Genomic DNA, 12,842 nt, shown 5'->3' on the forward strand with positions numbered 1-12,842 from the left:
TGCTAGTTAAGCGTCGTTAGGCGTTGATTGCGGCGGACTTCGCGCGCAAGATCTGGGTAATCCGCCAGATTATCGCCGCTCGCGATAAATGCCTGCGCCGCCTTTTGGGCGCGGGCGATCAACTTCGTGTCGGCGAGCGTCGCGATTTGGAGGTTGAGCGCACCGTGCTGCATGCGCCCGTAAATTTCACCGGGGCCGCGCAAACGCATATCAACTTCTGCTAGATAAAACCCGTCGTTTGACTTCTCAATTTCGCGTAAACGCTCGCTTGGTTTATTATTCGTACTCATCATCAAATAGCAATAACTTTGGTGCTTGCCACGCCCGACACGCCCGCGCAGCTGATGCAGTTGACTGAGGCCAAATTGCTCCGCATCTTCAATCATCATGATAGTTGCATTTGGCACGTCCACGCCAACTTCAACCACCGTCGTACTCACTAAAATATCATATTTTTTATCTTTGAAATCCCGCATGACGCGGTCTTTTTCGTCTGGTTTCATTTTGCCGTGCAATAATCCGATCGTACGATGACCAAACACACTGTTTTTAAGTTTTTTGTACTCAGCTTCAACGCTTTTGCGATCGTTTTCGGGATTATCGCGGATCAGTCCGCAAATGATATACGCCTGACGACCAGCTTGCAGCTCACGCTCAACCCGCTGATAAATTTTATCGCGCGACGGTGGCGAGACGAGGCTTGTCTTAATCGGCTTCCGTCCACCAGGAAGTTCGTTAAGTACCGATACGTCTAGCTCACCGTATACCGTGAGCGCAAGCGAACGCGGAATTGGCGTTGCCGTCATTGCCAGCAAATGCGGCAGTACACCCGATTTACCAAGCAAGCGCTGGCGCTGCTCTACGCCGAATCGATGCTGTTCATCGATTATTACGAACCCGAGATTATGAAATACAACTTTATCCTGAAACAATGCGTGCGTACCAACTACCACATCAACATCACCATTAGCAATCTGCGCGTATAACGCCGCGCGTGCCGCGCCCTTCACGCTGCCAACAAGCAGCCCAACTGTCACGCCAAATGGCGAAAGAAGTACGCGTAGCGTTTCAGCATGCTGTGCCGCTAATATCTCCGTCGGTGCCATCAACGTAGTTTGGTAACCAGCACTCGCCGCCTGACGTGCCGCAATACCCGCTACTACTGTTTTACCGCTGCCAACATCACCCTGAAGCAAGCGATTCATCGGCGTAGCGTGCTCGAAATCCTGCAATATATCCCACGCCGCCCGACGCTGTGAATTCGTGAGCGCAAACGGCAATTGCGACACAAACTGCCGTACCACATCAGGCTCAAACGTAATCTGATAGCCCTGTAGTTTTTGGTTCTCAATTTTATTTAATTGGCTTGCCAAGATCAACTGGAATAGTTCTTCAAACGCTAGCCGCTCGCGAGCGCGCACCACGTCGCCCGCCCGGCGTGGAAAATGCATCGCGCTGATTGCATCGGCGCGCGACATGAGGGCTTCATGCGCAACAACGCTTGGCGGTAGCGTCTCCGGCAACACACTCATCAATGGGCGCAATTGCTCAATAATTTTGCGCACCGTTTGCGACTTAAGTCCATGCAGTTGGCGATATACCGGCAGCAGTCGCTCGGCTTGCACCGGCAATTCCTTTGCAAGCTCAGCGCTCGGGTTCGTCAATTGGTAGCGCCCGTAATTGTACTCAAACACGCCGCTAAAGAAAAAATATTCATCGCTTGCGCCAAGCTGCTGCGTGCGGTACGGCTGGTTAAACCACACGGCGTTTAGCTTACCGCTATCATCCGCTAATACTGCCGTCGTCAAGCGCAAACCGCGGCGTACGGGGCGCGTGTTAATCTTCTCGCAGCGGGCGCGAATTGTTACGTTTCCAGGTTTAAGTTCGACGATCGGCGCAACATTCGTGAAATCTTCGTGCTTGCGAGGCAAAAACGCCAGCAAATCACCGACCGTTTCCAGTCCCACACTACGCAACTGCGCCGCCGTTTTCGGTCCAACGCCTTTGACCTGCTCTAATTTGGTTGCTAGATTCACGTTCCCGACTATTCCGTCACGCCGAGCACGCCGTCTAACGCATATGCCGTCGTCTCCCAGCCGTCAACCGCAATGCTATCAACGCCCATCATCTTAACTGGGTAGTCGTTGCCGCCCTCATTGAGTTTGTCTCCAAAAAAGAGCACTTCATCTTTAGAAATGTCAAGCGCGTCGATCAGTTTGCCGATACCATACGCCTTATCAATGCCCGGGCGTGTGATATCCGTGCTCGTCGTACCGCCGATTCTTACCTCAAGTCCTGGCAGCTGTTCGGCGACTTTGTCGCGATATACCGGTCGCACATCTTTGAACTTCTCTGCCCACGCATACTTATCCTCGGGCGCCGCCTGCTGTCCAAGCGCCGACATCGTGATTTGGCTGATACGGTCTTCAATGATTTCTCCTGCCGGCTCCTCGCACCAAATACCCATATCTTTGGCGGTTTTTTCAAGCACGTCAACGATATGCGCACGCTCCTTTTCGCTCAAATCCTCGGCGTACTGCAGTTCCCATTCGCCCCCAAGCGCATCGTACCGGTAGTAGCGCGTACCGCAGGTCGGCATCGCATGAAAGCGCGCCAGTTGCTGCGGCGATACGTTCAAGCGGTCAATTACTTGCGAGCGAATTTGTTTGAACGTACCGCCCGTAATCACACAAACATCGTAGTGCTCTAATAAACGGCCTAGCAACACTGCCATGCGATCGCTAACCGGCGATTTTGTCACCGCCAGTGTGTCGTCTAAATCAAATGCCAGTACTTTCTTCATGTATTCTCCTTTAACGAACGAGTACGAACCCGTTTTTACCTCTCTTAATTAAATTGATGCCCGCTAATTCGCGATCGGCAGTAATCTTTTCGCCATTCACGCTAATAGCGTTGTTTGCGATCAAGCGCCGCGCCTCGCCGTTACTCGCGCATACGCCCGCCTCAACGAGCGCCGAGACGACGTTTTGCGGCGACACGGTCGGAATTTCTGCCGACAGCGCGTCAAGGTCTGCATCGGTCAATTTTTGAACGCTTAGTCCGCCGAAAAGCACGCCCGTGACACGCTCGACGCTCTCGCGCCGCTCGCGCCCGTGCACAAGGTCGGTGACTTCGCGCGCCAAGGTTTTTTGCAGTGCTCGCTCGCCCGGATTTAAGTGGTGGTTGTCAATCAGCGCTTCAACCGTCTCGCGCTCAAGCAGCGTATAAATCTTAATGAGATCTTCGCTTGTCAAATCGTCGCAGTTCAGCCAGAATTGATAGAATTGGTACGGACTGGTCTTGTTCGGGTCAAGCCACACTGCGCCGCCTTCTGACTTGCCAAACTTCACGCCGGTCTGCCTGTTGATAATGAGCGGCGCCGTAAATACATGCGCGTCGCCGCCTTCAAGTTTGCGAATCAAACTTACGCCCGTGACGCTATTACCCCACTGATCGGCGCCCGCTAACTGCAGCGTCGCACCCTTTTCACGATACAAATGCAAGAAATCATAGCCCTGAATCAGCGCGTAGCTAAACTCGCCATAGCTGATGCCGCTGCCGCCCTCGCCGATACGCTGCTGCACAAACTCGCGGTCAAGCAATTGCGTCATACTGACGTGCTTGCCGATTTGGTGTAAAAAATCAATATAGTTAATATCGCGAAACCAGTCAGCGTTATCAACAATTTCAAACTCTTTGCCGTTAAAAATCTGCGCAAATTGCCGCCGCAAGCCCTCAACGTTTCGCGCCACTGTCTCGGCATTACGCAAATCGCGCTCCTGCTTTTTACCGTCTGGATCGCCGATCATACCGGTCGCGCCGCCGACAAGCAGAATCGGCTTATAACCATGCTCGATGAACTGGCGGCACATCATCATTGCCGCCAAGTTGCCGATTTGCATGCTGTCCGCACTCGGATCAACGCCGAAATAAAACGTACGCGTCTCGCGGTCAAGTTCTTTGATATCAGAGAATGTCATTTGATTGACAAACCCGCGCCAGGTCAACTCTTCGCTCAGCGTCATTTCATATCCTTTCGTACGCTTATAAATAACTAGTGCCAGTGTACCATAAAAAGGCTAGGCACGCGACATAAATGGTGGTATGATGGAGGGTAATATTGCTTATGGGAAGAAAATTACTGTGGGGAAAAAACAGGGACCGACAAAGAAAGGCGTGAGCGTTTATTCTAACCTCGCCCGCAAACGACAAGTTAAAAAAGACGCTAAAGCACGAAAGAAAGCGGAGTACTTAGCGACGCTGCCGAAACATCCGCTGAAGCGTTTATTGTACCGGTTACACCCGAAACGCGTAGCGAAGTATTGGTTCAGCCGGCAGGGATTATTTATGTTCCTGAAGATTATCGGCGTATGCATGTTGCTGCTCGTACTGGCAGGCACGGCGCTTTTCGCTTATTTCCGCAAAGATCTCGACCAGATCAATCCCGACACGCTATCGCAGCGCGTACGCACCACAGTGACAAAGTATTACGACCGCAATAATAAATTACTATGGGAGGACAAAGGCGATGGCGACTATACGCTAGTTGTCGACCATAAAAATATTGCGCCATGCATGGATCAGGCGACGGTCGCGATCGAAGACAAAGATTTTTATAAACACGGCGGCATTAGCATTTCCGGCATCATGCGCGCCCTGCTGAGCAACGCCCAAGGAAACGCCGTGCAGGGCGGCTCGACACTGACGCAGCAGCTGATCAAGCAAGTGTTCTTCCGCGACGAGGCGGCAAAACGCGGACTAGCGGGTATTCCGCGCAAAATTAAAGAGATTATTTTGGCGGTCGAAGTTGAACGCATGTATAGTAAAGACCAAATTTTGGGGCTCTACTTAAACGAATCGCCGTATGGCGGACGGCGCAATGGCGTTGAGTCGGCAGCGCAGACATATTTTGGCAAATCATCGAAAGATTTGAATTTATCGGAGTGTGCACTACTCGCGGCAATCCCAAACAATCCGAGCGCCTATAATCCGTACAATATCGCCGGGCGTAATGCTCTGCTCGCACGCCAGCGCAAAGTGATTGATAATATGGTTGAGATGAAATATATCTCCAAGGAGCAAGCGAATCAAGCAAAAAGTGTCGCTATTATGGACACTGTAAAGCCGCTTGCCGATCAGTATTCTAATGTGAAAGCGCCTCATTTTGTGCAAATGGTCAAAGAGCAGCTGGAAGGCGAACTCGGCAAAACGATCGTCGGCGAAGGCGGACTAACCGTGAAGACGACGCTTGATATTGACGTACAAAATTTACTTGAGTCAAATATGACAGCGATGTTCAATGGCAGCATGACGAGCCGCGATTGCAACTATCGAAATTGTCCGAACCATGCCGGCTTTACGAACGGCGCGGCAGCGATTGAAGACACGAAGACCGGCCAGCTGCTAGCGCTAATGGGTAGCCGCGATTTCAATTACACCGGATTCGGCCAGGATAACGCCGCAAAAGCGTTTATTCAGCCGGGGTCGTCGATCAAGCCGTTCGTCTATGCGCAGCTATTCAGCGACCAAGGCAGCGGCAAGCAGAACTACGGCAGCGGTTCGACGCTCACCGATACCAAAACGACGTTCCCAGGTAATTACACGCCGCAAAACGCCGACAATAAGTTTCAAAATAACATTAATATCCGCCAGGCGCTTGACCGCTCGCGCAACATTCCCGCCGTCAAAGCGATGGCGATTAACGAGCAGAACAATTCTGGCAGCACCTGGTCGCTAATTCGTGCTGCCGGTAATAAATATTACTGCACCAATGGCGCCGACGCGCAGGCTGGCTTGTCGAGCGCACTCGGCAGCTGCGGCACGCGGCTGATTGACCACGTCAATGCTTACTCAACATTGAGCCGCCAGGGCGTCTACATGCCGCAAACGTCAATCATAAAAGTCACAAACAGCAACGGCGAAACACTCAAAGAATATAAAGCATCAAGCAAACAAGTCATCAACCCGCAGGCGGCGTACATTGTGACCGATATTCTAGGCGACGCGAAGGCGCGCGCCGGGCTTGGCTGGAATCAAGATTATCTACCGGCGCTCACCGGAATCGGTGTTCACGCTGCGGTCAAAACGGGAACAAGTAACGGCGAAAAAAACGGCAAGGTCGCGTCGAAAGATATCTGGGCGGCCGGCTACACGCCAAACCTGTCAATGGCAGTATGGTTCGGCAATTCCGACACATCGGTCCTCAAGAGCGGCAACTCGCTCATTCCTGCAATGTTCTTTGATAAAACGATGGCGGCAGTGTCGAAATCGTACGCCGACCAAAAGAAATTAGCCCTAAGCGATTGGTATACGGCACCGAGCGGTATCCAAAATATCAAAGGCGAACTCTTTCCGTCGTATTACAACAAATCAACCGGTACATCAACAGCAAAGATGACGTTCGATAAAGTGTCAAAAAAGAAGGCGACCTCATGTACGCCGGAAGATGCGAAAATTGAAATCGGCGTCATCAAAGCGAAAGATGATTTTACTAAAAAAGAAATCATCACCTCGACCGATAGCAGCTACGACGCCAACGCCGACGACGACGCCCACCAATGCGACGACGCCAAACCAACCGTATCAGTCAGCACAACATCAAGTGGCACCGTCTCCGTCACGTATACGCACGGGCGCTACACGCTTCAGTCGATTGAATTACTATCCGGCAGTACGGTTGTTGCCAGCAAACAGGTCGACAGCAACGGTACGTGGACATTATCGCCGACCGACTTGGCGTCCGCTACAAGCGGCACGATCACCGCAAAAGTGACCGACGTCGGCTACTACACCGCAACAAATAGCACGAGCTACCAAAAGAGCAGCAGTTCATCAAGCGGCAGTTAGCAATAAGTTCGTTTCCAAAGGCTGCCCGAGAAATCTGCTCGCTACTGCTCATTCACGAGAGCGATCAAGTCATCCTCGTGATTTTTGCGGCGCGAATGATTCGTACGGCGCGGCGCGGAATTTACATTTGGTTGCGAGCGCGAAGCCTGTGCCGCCGTATCGTCTTTTCCTTTTCGCGAAGTGCGCGTCCGGCGAGAAGCTTTGCTATCTTCGGGCGTGCGCTGCATGCGCGACGACTGCGCTGTTTTTACCGGGCGCGCTTGGGTTGCCGTACTACTACGCTGCACGCTTGACGTGTTTTTACCTCGACGGCGTTGATTTGAAGTAGACGGGGCAGCCAACTCGTTTGATGTATTGTTTGCTGCTTGCGATTTTGCCGTTTTGTTTAGTTCGCCTGACGCCGCAGTAGAGATTGCGCCGTGCGATTTTGACGATTGGCGCTGCGTACGGCGTTTTTCCGGCTGAACCTCATCTACTAGCTTCGCAAACATCATGCGCCCCGCCGCTGTTTGCAGGCTGCGCACGATTTCGACCGTATGTGTTTGCCCAATTTTACTGCTCGCCTGCTCAACGACGACCATCGTGCCGTCCGGCAAATAACCGACCGCCTGGTGCGAGTCTTGTCCTTTCTGAATCAGATCGAGAAGAAGCTTTTCTCCCGGCAAATATTCCATGCGCAGACTCTGCGCCAGCTCATTCAGATTCAGCACTTCCGTGCCTTCCACCGCTGCGACTTTGTTAAGATTATAGTCAAGCGTCATGATAACCGCGCCGTGTTGTTTTGCAAGCAATAGCAGCCGATCGTCAACACCTTCGCTGGCGCGGCTGCCATCCTGCAGCAGCTCCACTGCGACACGCTCCATCGCCTGCAACTCCGTCACAACGTCAAGCCCATGGCGCGCGCGAGCACGTTTATCGCTATCGGCATGGTCTGCCAAAAATTGCAGCTCACCGATCACCGAGCGCGGAATCACCAGCGTGCCGCCAATGAATCCCGTGCCCGCTACCGCAACAATCCTCCCGTCCATCAGTACCGATGTATCGACTAGAATCGCGCGGTCTTTCGCTTTAATATTCGTCTTTGGCAGCCGCGTCAATAAATATGATACTTCGCCCAAAATTAACAGCGTCACCGCTAGCAATACAATATCTTTTGTTTCCATACGTTCCTTTCTTTTCGCGAGATTTAATCTCTGTTGGCAACTACTTCATGTAGTCAATGAGCGCCTGGCGCAAATCATGCGCGCCGCGCACAAATGAATTCTTTTTGCCCGATTTTGGAGCAATCGCCTGGGTAAAACCGAGCTTCTTCGCCTCAGCAATACGCTTATTAGGTAGTCGCGCCGAGCGGATTTCACCGCCCAAACCAACTTCACCGAACACCACCAAGCCATCGTCTAGCTTGCGCCCCGCTGCCGCCGAAGCGATCGCCATCGCAACAGCCAAATCGGCCGCTGTATCCGCCAACTTCAGTCCGCCCACTACATTGATATAAATATCTTTGTCAGATAAGTTCAGTTTTGTGCGTTTCTCAAGCACAGCAATCAACAGGTTGAGGCGATTCAAGTCGAATCCGCTCGCCGTCCTTTTAGGATACCCGAAATTTGTCGAATTGACAAGGGCTTGAATTTCTACCAAAATCGGACGATTACCTTCAAGCGTAGCAAGCACTACCGATCCATCAGCATTTTGACGCTCGGCAAGTAATGCCGCCGACGGATTTTCGACCACGCTCAAACCGCGTTCACTCATCTCAAAGATCGCCGCCTCGCTAGTTGAGCCGTAGCGATTCTTTACCGCGCGCACTACTTTGAAGCCACCATAGCGGTCGCCCTCAAACTGTAGCACGACATCAACTAAATGCTCCAATACTTTTGGTCCGGCAATTGAACCTTCTTTCGTGACATGTCCGACCAAAATCACTGCTGCACCGGACGCTTTAGCGGCACGAATAATGACGTTGCTTGAGTTAGTAATTTGACTGACCGTTCCCGGCGCGCTCGCCACCTCTTCAAGGCTAAGCGTTTGAATGCTATCAATAATAACAAGTTTGTAAGCGCCGCTGCGAATCGTCGCCGCAATATCGTCAGCGCTCGTGCTTGCGACAAATTGCAAATGGTCGCCCGCCACCGCACCCAAGCGCCGAGCTCGCAGTTTAACTTGCGACGCCGACTCCTCGCCGCTCGCGTACAGCACTAGCGCGTCCTCAGAGATATGCGCCGCTATTTGCAGCAATAGCGTCGACTTGCCGATACCCGGTTGACCAGCCAGTAGCATAACGCCGCCCGGCAAAATACCGCCGCCCAATACCGCGTCTAGATCGGCAATACCCGTGCCAAGACGCGCGGTTGATACTTCTGCTGAGATTGAACGCATTGACTGCGCTTTCAATATATTGCCGTGCGCAGCACTCCGCGCCACTGCTGAATTGCCCGCCGCATGCACAACCTGCTCCACGAGTGAATTCCACTCGCCGCAATTCTCACACTTGCCGACCCATTTCGGGTAGCTCGCGCCGCACTGCTGGCACACAAATTGGCTGCGCGCTTTTACCACTACTTCACCTCGCTCGGCGCACTCACGCCGTTCATGCTTTGATTCAGCTGCTGCGCCCGCACGGCAAGCTTGTTGTATTCGACAATCATCGTATTATACGCTGATATACGTGCGTTTAACTGATTTTGCCGGCGATTTAACGCCGCAACGCGCCCTGAAAGCACATTTCGCGCCGCATAGAACTCTTGCGATGAAAAATCACCGCTTGCCGCCCGCTGGTTGAAGCTTTGAATATCGGAGTTCAGTTGATTCAATTCATTCTGATAAGTATCCGTCTCGGTTTTGAGCGCTGATTCTTCAGTAGAAATTTTCGTCTTTAACGATGCCGCTTGCTGGTCTAATTCCGAAAATACTTGCGTATAACGCTGGTTCAGCGCTACGATGCTCGCACGGTTCGTGAAATAGCGCGCGTAATGCCGCTCTAGTTCGCTGTCGAGATTTGCGATCGTTGTGCCTAAAATTGAGTGCAATTCATTAACCTCAGCGCCTGGCTCCGCCTGTTTATAATACTCCATTAAGCGTTTTAGCGTCGGCTCGTCTTTCACTTTTTGATACGCTGCGCGCACTAATCCGTCCACTTTCTGCCGTTCAAGTGCGTTCAACCGCGCATACGCTGCATGCAGCAACTCATGCGCCGCCGTCACGTCAAGCGCGCCATCAAGCTCATCGTTTTGCACATTATACAAATAAATCCGGTCACGGTAGTAGCACCCCAAGATTGCCGTCGTCCGCTCCACGCTATGACAACTGCTGTTAAATTGCTCTGAGCCCTGCACCTCAGGACTAGTCGCGTGAAAAATCCGTTTACCCGCCGATGTTAGCGTTACGCGCTGTTCAATCGCTGAGATCTGCGATGACGGCGTATATTGCTGCGCGCGAAACTCGTCAAGCAGCTGCGGGCCGAACCAATACGCCGCCGCCAGCCCGCCAGCAGCTACCGCGATCGCAGCAAACGATCGTATGAAGCTAGTTCGTTTCGGTTTCGCTGCTCCGTTCAATCGCAATTGCCTCCTTGGTTAATACTACTTCTAGAATATCGCCTTTTTTATACGAATTTGCCAGAACTCCCTCGGCAATCGCATGCTCAACCTCATCCTCAATGACACGGCGCAGCGGGCGCGCGCCATACTTCACCGTATAGCCTTTGTCGATCAGATAGCGTTTCGCTGCGGGCGCAACTTTCAACGCCAAACCTTGCCGCACGAGCCGCTGGCGCAACTCTCCAATTAGCAGGTCAAAAATCTTACCGACCTCCGCCCGCGTGAGCGCACGGAATGTAATGATGCCATCGAAACGATTAATAAGTTCTGGACGCATGTATTTTTCAAGCGCTTCGCGCGTTAAGCGGGCATTACGTTCGTGCAGCGAGTCAAGCTGCCCGTTCTTAACGCTATGCGCGCGAAATCCAAGCTCCGATTCTTTCATCATCTGATCGGCGCCAAGATTACTCGTCAGAATAATAATCGTGTTGCGAAAACTCACCTCCCTGCCTTTTGCGTCGGTCAACACGCCGTCTTCAAGCAGCTGCAATAGCAAATTAAATACGTCAGGGTGCGCTTTTTCAATTTCATCGAACAGCACAACGCTGTAAGGCTGCCGCCGGATTTTATCAGTCAACTTGCCGCCATCCTCATAGCCAACATAACCCGCCGGCGCGCCAACAAGCCGCGATGTATTGTGCTTTTCACCGAACTCGCTCATATCAATTTTAACAAGCGCGTCTTCGCTGCCAAACACTTCACGTGCCAGCACCTTAGCAAGTTGCGTTTTACCTACGCCTGTCGGCCCCATAAACACGAAGCTGCCAATGGGGCGGCGGCTGCTTGCGACGCCAGAGCGGCTGCGCCGAATCGCGCGCGACACTTTCTGAATCGCCTCGCGCTGTCCGATAATATATTTACTTAAATGCTTTTCAAGCTGCCGCAGTAACTTTGCTTCACTGGTCTGTACTTTCTCGACCGGTATGTTAGTCATTACCGCGATAGCATGCGCCACGTTATCATCGGTCAGACGAATCGCTCGTTTGCCCTCTTGCGCAATTTTTTCGACCTCTAGCTTTTCGTTAATCTGGCTAATCCGCTGCTTGTAGAGCGCCGCCCGCTCATAATCTTCATGCGCGACCGCCTCTTCCATACGCTCGTTCAAGTGCTTAAGCTCTTTCAGATAATCGCGCTGCCGGCTCGGCACATGCCCTTGCTTAACTCGCACGCGCGCAGCCGCTTCGTCAAGCACGTCAATCGCCTTATCTGGCATGAAGCGATCAGACACATAGCGGTCGCTCATGTATACCGCCGATTCGATCACATCATCAGTAATCGTCACGCCGTGATGTTTTTCATAATAACTTTTCAGCCCTTTCAAAATTGCAATCGTTTGCGCGATCGTCGGTTCTTTCACGACAATCGTCTGAAAACGCCGCTCTAACGCCGTATCTTTTTCGATATGCTTGCGATATTCGTCAAGCGTCGTCGCGCCAATCATATGCAACTCGCCGCGGGCAAGCGCCGGCTTCAAAATGTTTGCCGCATCCATGCTACCTTCGGCCGCGCCAGCGCCCACCAGCAAGTGCAGCTCATCAATAAACACGATAATATTCGCGTGCTTCTTGATTTCTGCGACGACCTTTTTCAACCGGTCTTCAAACTCGCCGCGATATTTCGTGCCTGCGATCATCGCCGCCATATCTAGCATAATCACGCGTTTGTCAAGCAAATGCGCCGGCACGTCCTCGTGCACGATACGCTGCGCCAAACCCTCAACGATGGCTGTCTTGCCAACGCCCGGCTCGCCAATCAGCACAGGATTATTTTTTGTACGCCGGCTCAGGATCGTGATCATACGCTCTAGCTCCTTATCGCGCCCGATCATTGCGTCAAGCTCGCCCGCTGCCGCTTTCGCCGTCAAGTCAATCCCGAACGCGCTAAGCGCGCCACCGCGTACCGCCCGCCGCCGCGGCTCGGTCGCGACATCGCCGTGCTCACTGCGATTTTCCTCGAACGAATCTTCAAGTTCATTCATTACTTTATCAACGTCCACGCCCATATCGCGCAACAGCGTCGTAGCCCGCGCGTTACCTTGGCGCAGCACGCTATAAAGAATATGCTCGGTGCCCAAAAAATCGTGATTATATTCTTTAGCAGCCTCCCACGCCATGCGCAGTGTCAACATCGCCGTCTCGCTTAAACCGACGACACCTGTGCTTGTTACGACGCGCGACGGTTTGATATCAAGCGCTATTTCCGCCTGCTGCAGCGTTACGCCCGCGTCTGCGAGCACTTTTGCCGCTGAACTTGAACCCTGCGCCAATACACCTAGCAATAAATGTTCGGTTCCAATATAATTACTCCCGTTACCACGCGCAATTGCATCAGCATGCTGCACGCTCGCGCGCGCATTATCAGTCAAATGTGAAATAAAATCTGCAAAATCCTCTGGCATTA

Annotated in this window: 8 protein-coding genes; 1 reads left to right on the plus strand and 7 read right to left on the minus strand. The window is 52.4% G+C overall.

The window, feature by feature from the left end; all coding sequences use genetic code 11:
- Positions 1 to 2: 2 nt before the first annotated feature.
- Genes recG through tyrS form a run of 3 tightly spaced genes read right to left on the minus strand, consistent with a single transcriptional unit; the run spans position 3 to position 4,025 of the window.
- Entirely contained in the window at positions 3 to 2,036 is a 2,034-nt protein-coding gene (gene recG, locus SEML1_RS02500) for an ATP-dependent DNA helicase RecG (protein WP_376753669.1), read from the minus strand.
- An 8-nt stretch (positions 2,037 to 2,044) separates the two neighbouring features.
- A complete protein-coding gene (locus SEML1_RS02505; RefSeq protein WP_376753670.1) occupies positions 2,045 to 2,803 on the minus strand; it encodes an HAD-IIB family hydrolase in 759 nt (252 codons plus the stop codon).
- A 10-nt stretch (positions 2,804 to 2,813) separates the two neighbouring features.
- Entirely contained in the window at positions 2,814 to 4,025 is a 1,212-nt protein-coding gene (tyrS, locus tag SEML1_RS02510) for a tyrosine--tRNA ligase (protein WP_376753671.1), read from the minus strand.
- Between the two features lie 79 nt (positions 4,026 to 4,104).
- Between tyrS and SEML1_RS02515 the strand changes: the two genes are divergently transcribed.
- Positions 4,105 to 6,846: a transglycosylase domain-containing protein gene (locus tag SEML1_RS02515; protein ID WP_376753672.1), complete on the plus strand. Its 2,742-nt coding sequence runs from the start codon at positions 4,105 to 4,107 to the stop codon at positions 6,844 to 6,846.
- A 41-nt stretch (positions 6,847 to 6,887) separates the two neighbouring features.
- Here SEML1_RS02515 and SEML1_RS02520 read toward each other — a convergent pair whose 3' ends face one another.
- Genes SEML1_RS02520 through SEML1_RS02535 form a run of 4 tightly spaced genes read right to left on the minus strand, consistent with a single transcriptional unit; the run spans position 6,888 to position 12,840 of the window.
- The gene (locus SEML1_RS02520; protein WP_376753673.1) at positions 6,888 to 8,009 is read right to left on the minus strand and encodes a PIN/TRAM domain-containing protein; all 1,122 of its coding nucleotides are present in this window, start codon (positions 8,007 to 8,009) and stop codon (positions 6,888 to 6,890) included.
- Between the two features lie 40 nt (positions 8,010 to 8,049).
- Complete coding sequence (gene radA / locus SEML1_RS02525; RefSeq protein WP_376753674.1) at positions 8,050 to 9,402, minus strand: DNA repair protein RadA; 1,353 nt, start codon at positions 9,400 to 9,402, stop codon at positions 8,050 to 8,052.
- Entirely contained in the window at positions 9,402 to 10,400 is a 999-nt protein-coding gene (locus SEML1_RS02530; protein WP_376753675.1) for a GumC domain-containing protein, read from the minus strand. The genes radA and SEML1_RS02530 overlap by 1 nt, the downstream gene beginning before the upstream one ends.
- On the minus strand, positions 10,369 to 12,840 hold the full coding sequence (locus SEML1_RS02535; protein WP_376753676.1) for an ATP-dependent Clp protease ATP-binding subunit: 2,472 nt from the start codon (positions 12,838 to 12,840) through the stop codon (positions 10,369 to 10,371). The genes SEML1_RS02530 and SEML1_RS02535 overlap by 32 nt, the downstream gene beginning before the upstream one ends.
- Positions 12,841 to 12,842 lie beyond the last annotated feature (2 nt).

It is taken from the genome of Candidatus Saccharimonadaceae bacterium ML1, assembly GCA_030253535.1.
Taxonomy (GTDB): Bacteria; Patescibacteriota; Saccharimonadia; order Saccharimonadales; family Saccharimonadaceae; genus Saccharimonas; species Saccharimonas epibionticum.